This is a genomic window from Neptunicoccus cionae, from assembly GCF_002860325.1.
GTDB classification, from domain to species: domain Bacteria; phylum Pseudomonadota; class Alphaproteobacteria; order Rhodobacterales; family Rhodobacteraceae; genus Amylibacter; species Amylibacter lutimaris.
The window spans coordinates 627,317-642,247 of record NZ_PKOJ01000001.1; the positions used below are offsets into that span (position 1 = coordinate 627,317).

General features: G+C 56.9%; 16 protein-coding genes. 10 read left to right on the forward strand and 6 right to left on the reverse strand.

Annotated elements, in window-relative coordinates:
* The first annotated feature begins 24 nt into the window (after nt 1-24).
* The 4 genes from C0U40_RS02920 to C0U40_RS02935 are packed head-to-tail and all read left to right on the forward strand — an operon-like array spanning nt 25 to nt 3,248.
* Entirely contained in the window at nt 25-897 is an 873-nt protein-coding gene (locus C0U40_RS02920) for a formate dehydrogenase accessory sulfurtransferase FdhD (RefSeq protein ID WP_101654239.1), read from the forward strand.
* Nucleotides 890-1,501 (forward strand): molybdenum cofactor guanylyltransferase MobA, encoded by a 612-nt coding sequence (gene mobA, locus C0U40_RS02925; RefSeq protein ID WP_101654240.1) that lies wholly within the window; start codon nt 890-892, stop codon nt 1,499-1,501. The genes C0U40_RS02920 and mobA overlap by 8 nt, the downstream gene beginning before the upstream one ends.
* Nucleotides 1,498-1,989, forward strand: coding sequence for a molybdopterin-guanine dinucleotide biosynthesis protein B (mobB, locus tag C0U40_RS02930; protein ID WP_101654241.1), 492 nt, complete (start codon nt 1,498-1,500; stop codon nt 1,987-1,989). The genes mobA and mobB overlap by 4 nt, the downstream gene beginning before the upstream one ends.
* Nucleotides 1,989-3,248, forward strand: coding sequence for a molybdopterin-binding protein (locus C0U40_RS02935; protein ID WP_101654242.1), 1,260 nt, complete (start codon nt 1,989-1,991; stop codon nt 3,246-3,248). The genes mobB and C0U40_RS02935 overlap by 1 nt, the downstream gene beginning before the upstream one ends.
* 14 nt (nt 3,249-3,262) lie before the next feature.
* Here the strand turns inward: C0U40_RS02935 and C0U40_RS02940 are convergent, their stop codons facing one another.
* Entirely contained in the window at nt 3,263-4,279 is a 1,017-nt protein-coding gene (locus tag C0U40_RS02940; protein WP_101654243.1) for a hypothetical protein, read from the reverse strand.
* Nucleotides 4,280-4,297: 18 nt separating this feature from the next.
* A complete protein-coding gene (greA, locus tag C0U40_RS02945) occupies nt 4,298-4,768 on the reverse strand; it encodes a transcription elongation factor GreA (RefSeq protein WP_069298756.1) in 471 nt (156 codons plus the stop codon).
* Nucleotides 4,769-5,009: 241 nt separating this feature from the next.
* Between greA and C0U40_RS02950 the strand changes: the two genes are divergently transcribed.
* The 3 genes from C0U40_RS02950 to C0U40_RS02960 all read left to right on the forward strand — a co-directional run bounded on the left by C0U40_RS02950 (nt 5,010) and on the right by C0U40_RS02960 (nt 9,360).
* Nucleotides 5,010-6,665 (forward strand): electron transfer flavoprotein-ubiquinone oxidoreductase, encoded by a 1,656-nt coding sequence (locus C0U40_RS02950; protein WP_101654244.1) that lies wholly within the window; start codon nt 5,010-5,012, stop codon nt 6,663-6,665.
* Nucleotides 6,666-6,848: 183 nt separating this feature from the next.
* On the forward strand, nt 6,849-8,543 hold the full coding sequence (locus C0U40_RS02955) for a tetratricopeptide repeat protein (RefSeq protein ID WP_101654245.1): 1,695 nt from the start codon (nt 6,849-6,851) through the stop codon (nt 8,541-8,543).
* Nucleotides 8,533-9,360 carry a 4-(cytidine 5'-diphospho)-2-C-methyl-D-erythritol kinase gene (locus C0U40_RS02960; RefSeq protein WP_101654246.1) on the forward strand — a complete coding sequence of 276 codons (828 nt, stop codon included), beginning with the start codon at nt 8,533-8,535 and terminating at the stop codon, nt 9,358-9,360. Before C0U40_RS02955 ends, C0U40_RS02960 begins: the two co-directional genes overlap by 11 nt.
* Here C0U40_RS02960 and C0U40_RS02965 read toward each other — a convergent pair.
* Nucleotides 9,336-10,274, reverse strand: a complete 939-nt coding sequence (locus C0U40_RS02965) for a polyprenyl synthetase family protein (RefSeq protein WP_101654790.1) — start codon at nt 10,272-10,274, stop codon at nt 9,336-9,338. The genes C0U40_RS02960 and C0U40_RS02965 overlap by 25 nt on opposite strands.
* A 117-nt stretch (nt 10,275-10,391) precedes the next feature.
* On the opposite strand from C0U40_RS02965, the gene C0U40_RS02970 reads away from it, so the two are divergent.
* From C0U40_RS02970 to C0U40_RS02980, 3 genes are all read left to right on the forward strand, one after another.
* On the forward strand, nt 10,392-10,613 hold the full coding sequence (locus C0U40_RS02970) for a DUF2007 domain-containing protein (protein ID WP_101654247.1): 222 nt from the start codon (nt 10,392-10,394) through the stop codon (nt 10,611-10,613).
* Entirely contained in the window at nt 10,610-11,371 is a 762-nt protein-coding gene (locus tag C0U40_RS02975; RefSeq protein WP_101654248.1) for a tRNA1(Val) (adenine(37)-N6)-methyltransferase, read from the forward strand. Before C0U40_RS02970 ends, C0U40_RS02975 begins: the two co-directional genes overlap by 4 nt.
* A 259-nt stretch (nt 11,372-11,630) precedes the next feature.
* A complete protein-coding gene (locus C0U40_RS02980) occupies nt 11,631-11,795 on the forward strand; it encodes a YdcH family protein (protein ID WP_101654249.1) in 165 nt (54 codons plus the stop codon).
* A gap of 70 nt (nt 11,796-11,865) precedes the next feature.
* Here C0U40_RS02980 and C0U40_RS02985 read toward each other — a convergent pair whose 3' ends face one another.
* The 3 genes from C0U40_RS02985 to C0U40_RS02995 all read right to left on the reverse strand — a co-directional run bounded on the left by C0U40_RS02985 (nt 11,866) and on the right by C0U40_RS02995 (nt 14,899).
* Nucleotides 11,866-12,588 carry a beta-ketoacyl-ACP reductase gene (locus tag C0U40_RS02985; RefSeq protein ID WP_101654250.1) on the reverse strand — a complete coding sequence of 241 codons (723 nt, stop codon included), beginning with the start codon at nt 12,586-12,588 and terminating at the stop codon, nt 11,866-11,868.
* A 55-nt stretch (nt 12,589-12,643) separates the two neighbouring features.
* Nucleotides 12,644-13,819 (reverse strand): acetyl-CoA C-acetyltransferase, encoded by a 1,176-nt coding sequence (locus C0U40_RS02990; RefSeq protein WP_069298765.1) that lies wholly within the window; start codon nt 13,817-13,819, stop codon nt 12,644-12,646.
* 243 nt (nt 13,820-14,062) lie between these two features.
* Complete coding sequence (locus tag C0U40_RS02995) at nt 14,063-14,899, reverse strand: EAL domain-containing protein (RefSeq protein WP_435673777.1); 837 nt, start codon at nt 14,897-14,899, stop codon at nt 14,063-14,065.
* Nucleotides 14,900-14,931: the final 32 nt, after the last annotated feature.

A 14,931-nucleotide genomic window follows, 5' to 3' on the forward strand; every position in this document is an offset into this window, starting at 1 on the left:
TTTCTTCCAAGTGGCAAATGCTAGATGATTGAAAACAGTTCAAATTATGTGATCCCGCCCAACAATACGGGTGATGGGTTGACGCGCGTGGTCTCTGGCCGTGACCATAGGGGGGCGATGCAGGAGATACCAGTGGTAGAAGAACGCCCGCTGACGATTTTCCTGAACGGACAGGAAATTGTTACGGCAATGACCATTGGTGACCATCCGGCTTATCTCGCGCTCGGATTTCTGCGCAATCAGGGGATGCTTGCAGCGGGGGAGACTGTGCTTGGCGTTGACTACGACGATGAACTGGAAACCGTGGTTGTGCGCACCGATGGAAGCACGATCTACGAAGAGAAACTGAAAAAGAAGACCCGCACCAGCGGTTGCGCGGTTGGCACCGTTTTCGGTGACATGATGGAAGGGCTTGATCAGGTAGAACTGCCAAAGGCGGAACTGCGGACAAGCTGGCTTTACACATTGGCGCGTAAGATTAACCAGACGCCGAGCCTGTATCTTGCGGCAGGGGCGATTCACGGGACGGTTTTGTGTCAGAAAGACCGCCCGCTGGTATATATGGAAGACGTGGGGCGGCATAATGCTGTGGACAAGATCGCCGGTTGGATGCTGTCCGAACAGGTCGATGGCGGCGACAAGATCATGTACACGACAGGGCGACTGACATCGGAAATGGTTATCAAATGCGCGTTGATGGGAATCCCTGTTCTGGTGTCCCGGTCCGGCTTTACTGCTTGGGGTGTGGAAATTGCACAGCAGGTTGGCTTGACGCTGATCGGGCGGATGCGCGGTAAACGTTTCATGTGCCTCAGCGGGGCGGACCGGATGATCTGGGATGCCGATCCTGATCATGTGACAGACGACAAAGGCAAACGGAGGTCTGACCATGAATGAGCCGGTCGGGGTTATATTGGCCGGCGGTCAGGCGACCCGCATGGGCGGCGGCGACAAGGGATTGATCACGCTGAATGGCGTGTCTCTGCTTGGCCGTGTGCGTGTGCGGTTGCAGCGCCAGCTCAACACGGTGATTTTGAATGCCAACGGTGATCCCGACCGTTTTGAAGGCTTGGGCCTGCCGGTGCAGGCGGACAGTGTGACGGGGTATGCGGGACCACTTGCCGGTGTGCTCGCCGGGATGGACTGGGCAGCCGGACAGGGCGCCAGCCATATCGTAACTGTGGCGGCAGACACGCCTTTTTTCCCGCGCGATCTGGTTGCACGTCTTCAACAAGCGGGCAGCGATCTGGCAATGGCTGTTACACCTGATCCTGAACGGGGCATGGCGCGGCATCCGACATTCGGGCTTTGGTGGGTAGACGCGCGGGAAGACCTGCGTAGCGCCTTGCAAGGCGGTGTGCGCAAGGTGGTGCAATGGACCGAACCGCGCGGCTGTGCACCGGTGGAGTTCGCCGCGACACCCTATGACCCCTTCTTCAATGTGAACACACCAGAAGATTTGAAAAAGGCCGAAGCAATGATAGCGGAGTTCGATCTGTGAAAGTGTTCGGCATCACCGGCTGGAAAAATACCGGCAAGACCAGTCTGGTTGAACGGCTCGTCGCCAATTTCACCGCGCGGGGGCTGGTGATTTCGACGGTGAAACATGCGCATCACAATTTCGATGTCGATCAAGAGGGGCGTGACAGTTTTCGCCACCGCGAATCCGGAGCGCAGGAAGTGTTGCTATGTTCGGGAACCCGCTGGGCCCTGATGCACGAGCTGCGGGACGCTCCTGAACCGCCATTGCGAGAATTACTGACAAAACTCTCTCCCGTTGATTTGGTTCTGGTGGAAGGTTTCAAGACCGTAGACCATGCCAAACTGGAATGTCACCGGAACGAGACCGGAAAGTCGCTACTGGCGCCGAATGACCCGACAATCGTGGCTGTGGCAAGTGATGCGAAACCGGATGTGGCCTGTCCGCTGCTTGATCTGGATGACACAGACGGGATTGCCGATTTTATCCTTGGAAAGGTGGGTTTGTGATGCAGCCTCCGCCATTGAAAGACGATTGTTTCGCCATGCCTCCCGGTGTGGACTGGACGCCGGTTGACACAGCGCTGGCGCAGTTGCGGGACCGGCTCCACGCTGTGACAAAGGTAGAAACCGTCCCATTAGCCCAAGCAGGCGGGCGTATGCTGGCAGAGGATGTTAACGCGAACCGTTCCAGTCCGCCCTATGCCAATTCAGCTGTAGACGGCTACGGACTGGCCCATGCCGGACTTCCCGAAGGCGAGATTTGTACGATGCCGCTCTCACAGGGACGCGCTGCGGCGGGGGCGCCGTTTGACGGCGTCCTGCCTGCCGGGCAAGTCGTGCGCATCCTGACAGGCGCGCGGTTGCCGGAAGGTGTGGATACGGTAGTTCTGGAGGAGGATTGCAGCATTGAATCGGACCGCATTGCTTTTCGCAGCGGTCTGCGGCGCGGCGCAAACACCCGCAAGGCCGGAGAGGACGTGGCCGAAGGTGCGGCTGTTCTAAAGGCCGGACGCTGTCTTTTACCGCAAGACCTGGCGCTTCTGGCATCGGTCGGCGTGGCAGAGATTCCGGTGCGCCGCCGCCTTCGGGTCGCGGTTCTGTCCACAGGGGATGAGGTTCTGGACATTGTCGCCGGCCCTGCAAGGGACGCGCAGATTTATGACGCTAACCGTCCGATGCTGCTGCATCTGTTACAGTGTTGGGGGTATGATCCGGTAGACCTTGGCCATGTGCGGGATGACCCTGAAACGGTCCGCGCGGCTTTCGATCTGGGCGCTGCGCAGGCGGATGCGATTATCACCAGTGGCGGCGCATCGGCAGGGGATGAAGACCATGTTTCGGCGGTTCTAAAGGCGCAGGGGAGGTTGCAGAACTGGCGTATCGCGATGAAGCCGGGCCGTCCGCTGGCGCTGGCGCTTTGGGATGGGGTGCCGGTTTTTGGCCTGCCCGGAAATCCCGTTGCCGCGCTGGTCTGTACGCTGGTGTTTGCGCGCCCTGCGCTCGGGGTGCTGGCGGGGGCCGGATGGCTTTCACCACAGGGGTTTCCTATTCCGGCTGCATTCGCCAAGTCGAAGAAAGCCGGACGGCGCGAGTATCTGCGGGCACGGATTCGCGACGGGCGGGCCGAGGTGTATCACTCCGAAGGGTCGGGCCGTATCTCAGGGTTAAGCTGGGCCGAAGGGCTGGTGGAGCTAGGTGATGGGCCGCAGGATATTGCGCAAGGCGATCCGGTGACCTTCTATCCCTACGGGGCGTTCGGGCTCTGACAACAGATGCTGGTCTAGTCGAAAGACCCTGCAACACGACCCAGCAGCATGAACGCGCGGGCGGTGCGGGTCTGGGACATTTCCAGCAGTTCGTGATCTTCGGCGGTCTGTTCGAATTCGATCAGGATCTGGTCGAACTTGCGCAGGAAGTGATGCGCTGCATCGCGGAACACTGGATCGTTCTTCAGCCGCGTTTTTGCAAGGGTCAGGGCAGAACGGTCCCGAATACCCCCAAGGGCGGAAACGGTCAGCCCGCGCTGGCCGCTGGCAAAGCGGCGCCAGACCGCAGGTAGCGGTTTGTCAGGTGTCAGGTCATCCATATAGATGCCGTCCTGAGACAGCAGCGTCAACACGTCCTGTGACGCCTGAAGCAGTTTCCCGAGTTCCCGTTCCTCAAAGGCGCGGCGCAACACGCGGAAGCCTTCCTTGTCTTCGGCATTATCCGGAAAGTTCAGGGCCTTGATGAATTCCGACACGGTGATTGGCATCCGCTCGGGGCCGGAAGGTGTTTGCAGCGGCAGCGAAGTTTGACTGAAATCGTCATCTTCATGCTGCTTTTCCGCCAATGCTGCCGCGTCGGTGCGGGGACCGACCGGTTCAGGTGGAGAGATCAGGGCGCTCGTCGCCAGTTCGTTCAGCCGTTTGTCGGTTTGCTGTGTAAGGGCGGCAATCTCGTTCAATTGCTCCTGCATCTTGACGTTGCGGCTCTCGTCCTCGGCGGGACGGTCGGCCAGAACAGTTCTGATCTGGTCCATAGAAGAACGCAGCACGTTGGTTTCCGCCCGCATTCCGCGCAGGGCGTTGGACACATAGGCCACGGTCCAGATCACGATCACCGGAAAGAACATTGCGATGAAAGCGATCATCAGCGTCAGGATATTGGTGGTGATTTGTGTCAGCGCGCCGGGCACGCCGAACACATAAAGCGCACTGGCCAGCAACCAGAACATGGTCAGGGCAAGCGCGATCCGTGTTTCCGCGCCGCTGTTTTCAGGCGAAGCAGGGGCGGTCGGGGTATTGTTTCTGGACATGGCGCTGGCCTTTGTGACCTAAATGAACTTCACGCTCACCACTTCGTAGTTCTTGGTACCACCCGGGGTGCGCACCTCAACACTGTCACCTTCCTCTTTACCGATCAAGGCCCGCGCAATCGGGGACTTTATGTTGAGCAGGTTATTGTCGATGTCCGCTTCGCTTTCGCCGACGATCTGGTAGGTTTTTTCCTGTTCGGTGTCTTCGTCGAACAGTTCTACAGTCGCGCCAAACTTGATGGTGCCCGAAAGTTTGGAGACGTCAATGACATCCGCAAGGCCGATCAGGCCCTCTAGTTCCTTGATCCGGCCCTCGATATGGCTCTGCTGTTCGCGGGCCGCGTGGTATTCCGCGTTCTCCGACAGATCGCCATGCTCGCGTGCTTCGGCAATTGCCTTGATGACGGCGGGCCGTTCCACAGACTTGAGCTGTTTCAGTTCCACTTGTGCGGCATTGTAACCGCGGGGTGTCATCGGGATTTTTTCCATTTGGCCTGTCCACTCAACTTTTCCGAAAACAGACCTTAGAATTGGAAGCCTTGCACTGCAAGGGGCCATTACCCTCATAAGACGCCAGTTTTTCAGGCAAAAGCCGATCGCAGCCGATCCGCTGCGACGTTTTATTGCTTTGAACGTGTGGTAAAGCTTTCAATATTGCTCATGCGCTGCAATGTCTTTAGAAGGGCGCAGATATTTTTTGCTTAAGGGCGCGAAAACGGGAGACCAAACTATGTCCGAGATTGAACGCGAGTCGATGCCATATGATGTCGTGATCGTCGGGGCCGGGCCTGCTGGCCTGTCCGCAGCGATCCGTATCAAACAACTGGATCCTGATCTGGACGTGGTTGTTCTGGAAAAAGGCTCTGAAGTGGGCGCACATATCCTGTCGGGCGCGGTTCTGGATCCTTGCGGACTGGATGCGCTGATCCCTGACTGGAAGAAAAAGGGTGCACCGCTGAACGTGCCGGTGAAAACCGACAACTTTCTTGTTCTTGGCGAAGCCGGAAGCCTGCGTATCCCGAACTTCCCGATGCCACCGCTGCTGAACAACCATGGCAATTACATCGTATCCATGGGCAACGTCTGCCGCTGGATGGCGGAACAGGCCGAAGAACTGGGCGTCGAAATTTTCCCCGGTATGGCGTGTTCTCAGGTCGTTTACGGTGAAAACGGCGAGGTCAAAGGTGTGGTTGCGGGTGAATTCGGCCTGAACCCTGATGGCACACAAGGCCCGAGCTATGAACCGGGTATGGAGTTGCACGGCAAATATGTGCTGTTCTCCGAAGGGGTGCGCGGTTCCTTGTCCAAAGAACTGATCGCGAAATTCGACCTTGCCAAAGATTCCGAGCCCCAGAAATACGGTCTTGGCATGAAGGAAATCTGGGAGATTGATCCTGCGAAACACCAAGAAGGCACTGTAACCCACACGATGGGTTGGCCGCTCGGTGGCAATGCGGGCGGTGGTTCTTTCCTGTATCACGCAGAGAACAACCAGATCTTTATCGGTTTCGTGGTTCACCTGAACTACAAGAACCCGCATCTGTTCCCCTACATGGAATTCCAGCGCTTTAAGCAGCACCCTGAAATCAAGCAGTTGTTGGAAGGTGGCAAACGTGTGGCCTATGGCGCACGGGCGATCACCGAAGGCGGCTGGCAGTCCCTGCCCAAGCTGGTCTTCCCGGGTGGCGCGCTGCTCGGCTGTTCCGCTGGTATGGTGAACGTGCCGCGCATCAAGGGCAACCACAACGCGATGCTGTCGGGTAAGGCCGCTGCCGAAGCTGCGGTCGCTGCGATCAAGGCAGGCCGCGAAAGCGACGAACTGAGCGAATATGAAAACGATGTGCGCACAGGTCCGATTGCCCGTGACCTGAAGAAAGTGCGCAACGTCAAGCCGATGTGGTCTAAATATGGTTTGGTCGCTTCACTGGCACTGGGCGGGATCGACATGTGGGCCGCAAGCCTGATGAACATCAACCCGTTCGGCACATGGAAGCACGGTAAATCCGATGCCGAGGCAACCGAGAAAGCCGACAAGCACAAGCCGATCGACTATCCGAAGCCGGATGGCAAGATCAGCTTTGATCGCCTGACCAATGTCAGCTTTTCGGCCACCAACCACGCTGAAGAGCAACCCTGTCACCTGAAACTGCTGGACCCGAGCATTCCGATCGACGTGAACCTGCCGCTTTATGCGGAACCGGCGCAACGCTACTGCCCTGCCGGTGTGTACGAGGTGCTGCGGGACGATGACGGGACAAACCCGCGCTTCCAGATCAATGCCCAGAACTGTGTGCATTGTAAGACCTGCGACATCAAAGACCCGAGCCAGAATATCAAATGGGTCACGCCCCAAGGCGGCGAAGGTCCGAACTACCCGAATATGTGATACGTCAAACCCCGGCCACTGTGCCGGGGTTTTTCGTTTCCGCCCCGATTTGCGCCGGAATAAGCGAAGATGTGATGAGATTTCGCCGGAGTTTCATTGTCAAGCCGCGGCTCTGGGGCTAGGTTTTGAGAAAATCAGGCAGAGGTTGGATTAGACGTGGCAGGCAAAAGCAGAAAACTTGCAATGGCATTCGGGTTTGTAGCAGCGCTCGGGGTGTCTCTTTCCTTGCCCCAAGCCCCGAAAGCCCAAGGACTGGCCGGCGCCTATCTGGCCGGTAATCAGGCGAATCGGGACAACAACTACGAACAGGCCGCGCGGTTTTATTCCGAGGCTCTCGCCCGTGATCCGGGCAATCCCTACCTGTTGCAAAATGCCTTGCTATCCTACGTGGCGAAAGGGGACGTGCAGCGCTCTATCGCTATTGCACGCAAGATCCAGTCCGGCCAGTTCGCGAGTCAACTTGCCGATCTGGTGGTTATGGCGCAATCCATCCGCGAAGGGGATTTCTCCGAGGCCGAAGCCATTCTGGATGACAGCGCGGAAATTTTCAGCCCGCTTCTGACGGGGCTGCTTTCGGGATGGGTCGCACTTGGCGACGGGCAAATGAAAGTTGCGGTGAAGCGGTTCGACGGTATGCGCAACCCGCCCGCGATGCGGTTGTTCGGCCAGTACCATAAAGCGCTGGCGCTGGCGGCCGTGGGGGATTTTGCAACCGCTGATAAAATCCTGACCGGAGATGAAGACGGCAACCTGCGTCTGAACCGTGGCAGCCTGATTGCCCATGCCCAGATTATGACGCAGCTTGACCGAAAGGACGAAGCACTGGCCCTGCTGGACGGGGCGCTGCGCGGCACATCCGATCAGGGCGTTTCTGATTTGCGCGACCGGATCGCCGAACAGGGTATTGTGAATTACGATTTCATCACCGAGGCTTCTCAGGGGGCGGCAGAGGTGTTTCTGACACTGGCCAGCGTGCTGGAGCGGGAACAGGACGAACGCTATGCGCTCGTTTATGCCCGACTGGCAGAATACCTGCGTCCGGGCTACACCGAAGCGATCCTGCTTACTGCGGAGATTCTTCAGGATCAGGACCAGTTCGAACTGGCTTCCAAAACCTATGCCAGCGTAGCGCAGGACGATCCGATGTTTCTGAATGCAGAGCTTGGCCGTGCGGATGCACTGGTGGATGCGGGCAAGGCTGATGCCGCAATCGAGGTGCTGCGTAATATGACCCGCACCTTTGGCGATGTGCCGCGGGTGCATATCTCTCTCGGGGATGTTCTGCGCGGGCAAGAAGATTACGCTGCAGCGGCGCAAGCCTATGATACCGCGGTCGGAATGATCCCCGATCCGGCACCGAACCACTGGTTCCTGTTTTACGCGCGGGGCATCTGCTATGAACGGGAAGGCCAGTGGGAACAGGCCGAGACCGACTTCCGCCGTGCCTTGGAACTCAGCCCCGATCAGCCGCTGGTGTTGAACTATCTCGGTTATTCGCTGGTAGAGGCAAACCTGAAGCTGGACGAAGCGCAGGACATGATTGAACGGGCGGTCAAGGCCCGTCCGGATGACGGTTACATCACGGACAGTCTGGGCTGGGTGTTGTATCGCGTCGGCAAATACGAAGAAGCCGTCGGACCGATGGAGCGGGCGGTGGAACTGGTTTCTAACGACCCGATCATCAATGACCATCTTGGCGATGTTTACTGGAAGGTGAATCGCAAGCGCGAGGCGGAATTCCAGTGGAGCCGTGCCCTGTCACTTGAACCCGAAGAAAAAGACGCAGTGCGCATCCGGCGCAAGCTGGAAATCGGGCTGGATGCGGTTCTGGAAGAAGAAGGCACAGTCGCAAAGACAGCTTCCGGCAATGGTAATTGAACGGGTTGCGCGGGCGAAGATCAATCTTTGCCTGCATGTGACCGGACAGCGGGAAGACGGTTACCATCTGCTTGATAGTGTGGTGGCTTTTGCCGACTACGGTGATGTCCTGACCTTCGCTCCGGCCGAGTCTGTTTCCCTGTCAATTTCAGGGCCCTTCGGGGGAGGGTTGAGCGGGGCAGAGGACAATCTGATCCTGCAAGCCGCCCGTTGTTTCAAGAGCAAGACAGGGCAGGGGGCTGCGGTCAATCTGGAAAAAAAACTCCCGGTTGCCTCGGGGATCGGCGGAGGGTCGGCTGATGCAGCGGCCGCATTGGCGGGTTTTTCCGAGCTTTGGGGCCTGCCGCTGCCTGATCCCGAAATACAGTTGTCTCTGGGCGCAGATGTTCCGATCTGCGTGGCCGGACAACCATTGCGCATGCGTGGTATCGGAGAGGTCATAGAACCACTGCAACTGGATCGCGAACACGCAATTGTACTGGTGAACCCCGATGTGTCTGTATCCACTCCGGTAGTGTTCAAAGCCCTGAAAGATAAAAACAACCCGCCGGTTACGGATGGACCCGATAAGGGGTGGATCAATTGGCTGGCACAACAGCGCAACGATTTGGAAGCGCCGGCAATTGCCCAGTCACCTGTGATTGCAGACGTTTTGGCCGCGCTTGAGCAAACGTCGCCAGCGCTGTGCCGGATGTCCGGATCGGGGGCGACCTGCTTTGGTCTTTATGACAGCGTCAATGCCGCACAGGACGCGGCTGAGCGTCTGTCAGCACGGCATCCGGATTGGTGGGTTCAAACGACGCGGCTGACGACGTAGTCGGACAGGTCCATCAGCAGATTCCGCAGATCACTATCGGGCAATGCTTCCAGTGCTGAGCGGGCCTTGCCTGCCCAGCTTAGCGCGTCCTGACGGGTGTCATGCATCGCATTGTGCTTTTCCAGAAGTGCCATTGCGTGTTCCAGATCACCCTCCCGTTGATTGCCCTTTTCAATGGTACGCTTCCAGAAGTCCCGCTCCTGCGCGTCTGCTTTGGCAATTGCCTTGATCACGGGAAGGGTCAATTTGCGTTCACGGAAATCATCGCCCGTGTTTTTGCCCAGACTGGCCGCTGCCCCGCCGTAATCCAGCAGGTCATCCACGATCTGGAAGCTGATCCCAAGCGCGTCGCCATAATCATAAAGCGCCTGCGTTACAGTTTCATCGGCTTGGGCAATCACGCCGCCCACTTGCGTCGCAGCAGAGAACAGCGCGGCGGTTTTGCCCCGCACCACTTGCAGGTAAACCGCCTCATCTGTGGCGAGGTTGCTTGCAGCGGTCAGTTGTAAGACCTCTCCTTCGGCGATGGTCGCCGAAGCATTCGCAAGGATGTCCAGAACCCGCAGGTTGCCGGTTTCCACCATCAATTGGAACGAACGGGAAAACAGGTAATCCCCGACCAGAACCGAAGACTTGTTGTCCCAAAGCAGGTTTGCTGTGGGGCGGCCACGCCGTTTGGCGCTTTCGTCCACTACATCATCATGCAGCAGGGTTGCGGTATGGATGAACTCCACCGTAGCCGCCAGATGAATGTGATACGGTCCCTCATAGCCACACAGACGCGCGGCTGCGAGCGTTAGCATCGGGCGCAAGCGTTTGCCGCCGGCTTCGACTAGATGGGCCGTCACCTCGGGAATGCGCGGCGCATGTTTTGAAGCCATTCGGGTGCGGATTTGATCATTCACCAATGCCATATCATCGGCCAGTACAGCCGCGAGTTGTTCATGTGGTTTAAGGGGGCTTACGTTGTTCACCGTTTATTCATTCCCTTTGGCTCGACATCCCATAGCGAAAGGCCGTATGCCATTGCCATGAAAGAATTGTTGCGCACGAACGACCCGACCATTGTGGCCTTTACCCACGCATTGTTGCGTGCCGAGGATATAGAGTGCTTTGATCTCGACGTCCATATGAGCATATTAGAAGGCTCCATCGGTGTTATGCCAAGGCGTGTTATGGTCGCGGACGAACACTATTTTCGGGCGCGGGCTATCTTACAGGATAATGAAATCGAATTGCCGGACCGGATATGACCGATCCTGAACCTCATGTGACGGTCGACGGTTTCTTGGGAGGGCGGTTGCAGATTCGCCAGCCGCAGAACGGGTACCGCGCAGCAACAGATCCGGTTTTTCTTGCTGCTTGGGTTCCTGCGAAAAGCGGGGAAAGCGTCCTTGAACTCGGCTGTGGCGTTGGGGTCGCGAGCCTGTGTCTCGGTGCCCGTATCGAAGGGCTGTCGCAGACGGGATTGGAGCTTCAGGCAGATTATGCCGCACTGGCCCGGCAGAATGTAGAGATCAACGGGATTCCCCTTCAGGTTGTGGAGGGGGATCTGACCAGAATGCCCGCTAATCTGAAGGAACAGAGCTTTGATCACGTTCTGGCCAACCCGCCGTTCTTTCCCGAGGGCAGCGTAAGCAAGCCGCAGGATGGCGGTAAGTCTCTGGCGTTTGTGAATGACAACAGCACAGGCATCTGGATTGATGCGGGGCTCCGGCGGCTGAGGGCGGGTGGTGTCTTTTCTATGGTCCACCTGAGTGAACAGCTTGGCGAAATCCTTGCGGGGTTATCAGGGCGGGCAGGTGATATTACGATTCTGCCCGTTACTGCCCGTAAAAATAAGCCGGCGAAACGTGTATTGGTGCGTGCAACCAAAGCCGCACGCGGACCGTTGCGGTTGCTTTCGCCTTTTGTGGTGCATTCAGGTGATGAACACGTGCAAGGCCAGCCCGATTATAGCCCCGAAGCAGAAGGCATTTTGCGTCTCGGCAAGGGCTTCGAGCGGGGTTGATTCGCGTTATTCGGGTGTTTTTGCAGCGCATAGCAGAAAAAAAATGCCACCCTTTTTTCCTGTCCATCCGTATAGCCGCCTGCGAATGGCGTGAGCTATCCTAGCCGAAACATTGGTAATTTTGACTCAACCTTTGGTGGTTTATTGGGTTCGGGCAATTAGCAAGCATTTGCTATATTCAAATCCCTTGAAACATTTTGGTGACAGGCAGCAGAACTTGTGCTGCTATGGGGGGGCTAAACCAAAACGGAGGTGTACCATGAGCATGAGTTCCCATATTTCCGAACTCAAAAGAAAACACGAAGAACTCTCACAAAGAGTCGAAACGTTTCAACGGCGACCCGGAACGGATGATCTGGAGATCGCGAGCCTCAAAAAAGAAAAACTCCGTCTAAAAGAAGAAATCACCCGCCTGTCGACCTGATAAGGCGTTAAATGAAAAGGGCCGCTTCCAAGAGCGGCCCTTTTTTAATGTCCCGTCAAAGGGAAGAAGATCAGGTCATGTACTGGCCGCCGTTGGCCGTAAGGGTGGAACCTGTCACAAATCCTGCATCGTCAGAGGCAAGGAAGGCCACGCAACGGGCGATGTCCTCCGGTTCGCCCAATCGTCCTACCGGAATCGTGGCGATAATGCTGTCACGAACCTTTTCCGGCACAGCCATAACCATATCGGTGGCGACATAACCCGGACAAATAACATTTACAGTTATACCGGCACGCGCACCTTCTTGTGCGAGAGCTTTGGTAAAGCCGATATCCCCTGCTTTGGCTGCAGAGTAGTTTGCTTGGGCAAACTGGCCCTTTTGCCCGTTGATGGAAGAGATGTTAATGATACGGCCGAATTTGCGTTCGCGCATTCCGTTCCACAGCGGATGGGTCATATTGAAAACGCCGGACAGGTTTGTGTCCATGACCTCGCTCCATTGTTCACGGGTCATCTTGTGGAACGGGGCATCCCGCGTGATGCCGGCATTATTCACCAGAATGTCGACGGGTCCCAAATCCGCTTCGACTTTTGCAATACCCTCGACGCACTCATCGTAATCTGCAACAGACCACTTGTAGGTAGGAATACCGGTTTCTTCTGTGAAGGCGGCGGCTGCCTCTTCATTGCCGGCGTAACTTGCCGCGACGGAGTATCCTTCCGCTTTAAGGTGTTTTGCAATGGCCGCGCCAATGCCGCGCGACCCCCCTGTGACCAATGCAACTCTTGCCATTATTTTTCTCTCCCTGACATGTATTAAGGCCCCGCCGTTGGGCAGGGCCGTTGGTTTATGAACGCTCTACGCACATGGCAACGCCCATACCGCCGCCGATACACAGGGTGGCGAGACCCCGCTTTGCATCGCGTCGTTTCATTTCGAACAGCAGTGTATTCAACACGCGGCACCCCGAAGCGCCAATTGGGTGCCCGATTGCAATTGCGCCGCCATTCACATTAACGATTGCTGGATCCCACCCCATATCCTTGTTCACAGCGCAGGCTTGTGCTGCGAAAGCTTCGTTGGCTTCCACCAGATCCAGATCGGATACGCTCCACCCTGCCTTGTCGAGCGCCTTGCGGGAGGCATAGACCGGCCCCACGCCCATGATCGCCGGATCAAGCCCTGCAGTTGCGTAAGATACGATGCGCGCCAGTGGCTCGATACCGCGCCGTTCGGCTTCATCAGCAGACATTAACAGGGTTGCTGCCGCGCCGTCATTCAGGCCGGATGCGTTGGCTGCTGTAACGGTCCCGTCCCGATCAAAGGCGGGGCGCAGCTTTTGCATGGCGTCCATAGTGGCGCCGTGGCGGATGTATTCATCAGAGTCAACGGTGGTTTCCCCTTTACGCGTTTTGACCACAAACGGGGTAATCTCATCTTCGAACTTGCCAGCTTTTTGCGCGGCTTCCGCCTTGTTTTGCGAAGCAACGGCAAATTCGTCCTGCATGTCACGGCTGATCTGCCATTGATTCGCAACATTCTCGGCAGTGTTCCCCATGTGATACCCGTTGAACGCGTCCCACAAACCATCCTTGATCATGGAGTCGATAAATTTCATATCGCCCATTTTCTGGCCGGCCCGCAGGTTCGCAACATGGGGCGACAGGGACATGCTTTCCTGACCGCCGGCAACCACGATCCCTGCATCGCCAAGCTGGATATGTTGTGCTGCGAGAGCCACGGCGCGCAATCCGGAACCGCACACCTGATTGATACCCCACGCAGCCGATTCCTGCGGCAGACCGGCGTTAATATGGGCCTGACGGGCGGGATTCTGACCCTGACCTGCTGTCAGAACCTGCCCGAGTATGGTTTCGGATACATCAGCGGCATCGACGCCAGCCCGGTCCAGTACCGCTTTGATGACAGTCGCGCCAAGATCGTGTGCGGGGGTATTCGCAAAGCTCCCCAGAAAAGAGCCGACAGCCGTACGAGCGGCAGATGCAATTACTACGTTGGTCATTGTTTTTCCTCTTGTAAAACGCTCGGCAACAAAGTGCGCAGCCGGTTTCATTCCTAATTATACAGGGTTTCATCCCAGATGTGTTAACCAATTGGTAGAAACCGGAAATCGTTCACGCAAGGGGAATCATGTCGCATTACGACTCTGGCGTCGCGGCATAAGTGAGCAAAAAACAGAAATACAGAATTGTCGTCTGACCTTGAATTGTGCCCTGGCCAGTGTTCTTTCGGGGCACTGACCGGATTAAAGATAGCCCTCGATAGAGGTTTCGTCTTCTTTCCAAACCGGAACGGTTTCGGGCCGCCCCAGCAAATAGCCTTGCAGGCAATCAATGCCAGCTTCCTGCAAGTAGGCAAGTTCCTCTTTCTTCTCCACACATTCTGCGACAGTGAACATGTCAAATTGGTGGGCGATGGCGATCAGGGCTGCTGTCAGTACCTGATTGTCAGCATCTTTATGAATGTCGCGGATGAACTGGCCGTCGATTTTGACGATATCAAACTGGAAATCGCGGAAAAAACGGAACGCTGTGAAGCCTGCGCCAAAATCGTCGAGGGCAAAGGAAATGCCGCGCCTGTGCAGATCACCCATAAACACGTTTACAATGTCGGGCATGAGCATGGCCGAACTTTCTGTCACTTCGAGAATGAGCCGCTCGGCAACAGTTTTATCCAGCGCGAGCCCGCGGTTCAGGGTTTCCATCCAGCGCGGATACCCGATGGAGCGGGCAGACATGTTAATCGCCAGCCGCAGGCTCGGCTCTTCTGCCAGAGCCTGAAGGCCAAGCTCCAGCGACAGGCAGTCCAAAATGCGGCCGGTTTCCATGGTTTCAATCGCGCCGATAAAGTCGCTGGCGGGGATGATCCTGCGCTTGGCGTCCAACACGCGAATAAGACCTTCGTAGTAGGCAGGGCGCGTCGGATTTTTGCTGTGCACGATGGGCTGGTATGCCAGCATCACATTCCTGCCTTTAATAGCAGCCCGCACCATTTCGATCGTCGCGCCGAGCGCGGAGCGGGCATCACGTGCCGCGCCCTTCCGGTGGGGCTCGTTCAAATCTGGCCCGTATAAATGTGTCACGCGGCAAACCTCCGATTTCAGTAAAGCCTGGA

What these genes read in the sequence shown, in the direction of transcription:
- C0U40_RS02955 (WP_101654245.1), top strand. Translation starts at nt 6,849, where the DNA reads ATGGCATTCGGGTTTGTAGCAGCGCTCGGGGTGTCTCTTTCCTTGCCC.
- C0U40_RS02985 (WP_101654250.1), bottom strand. Translation starts at nt 12,588, where the DNA reads ATGGCAAGAGTTGCATTGGTCACAGGGGGGTCGCGCGGCATTGGCGCG.
- C0U40_RS02965 (WP_101654790.1), bottom strand. Translation starts at nt 10,274, where the DNA reads ATGGCATTGGTGAATGATCAAATCCGCACCCGAATGGCTTCAAAACAT.
- C0U40_RS02960 (WP_101654246.1), top strand. Translation starts at nt 8,533, where the DNA reads ATGGTAATTGAACGGGTTGCGCGGGCGAAGATCAATCTTTGCCTGCAT.
- mobA (WP_101654240.1), top strand. Translation starts at nt 890, where the DNA reads ATGAATGAGCCGGTCGGGGTTATATTGGCCGGCGGTCAGGCGACCCGC.
- C0U40_RS02975 (WP_101654248.1), top strand. Translation starts at nt 10,610, where the DNA reads ATGACCGATCCTGAACCTCATGTGACGGTCGACGGTTTCTTGGGAGGG.
- C0U40_RS02950 (WP_101654244.1), top strand. Translation starts at nt 5,010, where the DNA reads ATGTCCGAGATTGAACGCGAGTCGATGCCATATGATGTCGTGATCGTC.
- C0U40_RS02990 (WP_069298765.1), bottom strand. Translation starts at nt 13,819, where the DNA reads ATGACCAACGTAGTAATTGCATCTGCCGCTCGTACGGCTGTCGGCTCT.
- C0U40_RS02940 (WP_101654243.1), bottom strand. Translation starts at nt 4,279, where the DNA reads ATGTCCAGAAACAATACCCCGACCGCCCCTGCTTCGCCTGAAAACAGC.
- C0U40_RS02970 (WP_101654247.1), top strand. Translation starts at nt 10,392, where the DNA reads ATGAAAGAATTGTTGCGCACGAACGACCCGACCATTGTGGCCTTTACC.
- C0U40_RS02920 (WP_101654239.1), top strand. Translation starts at nt 25, where the DNA reads ATGATTGAAAACAGTTCAAATTATGTGATCCCGCCCAACAATACGGGT.
- C0U40_RS02980 (WP_101654249.1), top strand. Translation starts at nt 11,631, where the DNA reads ATGAGCATGAGTTCCCATATTTCCGAACTCAAAAGAAAACACGAAGAA.
- C0U40_RS02935 (WP_101654242.1), top strand. Translation starts at nt 1,989, where the DNA reads ATGCAGCCTCCGCCATTGAAAGACGATTGTTTCGCCATGCCTCCCGGT.
- greA (WP_069298756.1), bottom strand. Translation starts at nt 4,768, where the DNA reads ATGGAAAAAATCCCGATGACACCCCGCGGTTACAATGCCGCACAAGTG.